Below are 381 nucleotides of genomic sequence, written 5' to 3'. Positions count from 1 at the left end.
CCGCACGGGGAGAGGGGAGTCACAAATATTCAGGATTGGCCCAAGGGGTAATCCGACACCCCAAACAAGATAACGATGGGAGACAACAATGGCTGAAGCAAAAAAACTCGGCGGCGCAGGCCTCCGTGGCCAGGTAGCTGGCGAAACCGCCCTGTGTACCGTGGGCAAAAGCGGCGCGGGCCTGACCTACCGCGGCTACGACATTGCCGATCTGGCCGAGAAGGCCCAGTTTGAAGAAATCGCTTACCTTCTGCTTCGGGGCAAACTGCCGAATCGCCAGGAGCTGGATGCCTACACCAAAAAACTCCAGAGCCTGCGTGGCCTGCCGGCTGCCCTGAAGACCGTGCTTGAGCAGATACCCAAAGACGCGCACCCGATGGA

The 381-nt window shown here is 59.3% G+C and carries 1 protein-coding gene; it reads left to right on the top strand.

Translation table 11 applies throughout. The features are described from left to right. Positions 1 to 88 precede the first annotated feature (88 nt). Positions 89 to 381: citrate/2-methylcitrate synthase (locus tag B2W52_RS15885; protein WP_286803712.1), on the top strand; the 293-nt coding region annotated here is incomplete at its 3' end.

It is taken from the genome of Marinobacter sp. UBA2498 (genome assembly GCF_002341575.1).
GTDB classification, from domain to species: domain Bacteria; phylum Pseudomonadota; class Gammaproteobacteria; order Pseudomonadales; family Oleiphilaceae; genus Marinobacter; species Marinobacter manganoxydans.
The sequence above is the reverse complement of the archived record's forward strand: the minus strand, read 5'-3'. Positions and strand labels throughout refer to the sequence as shown.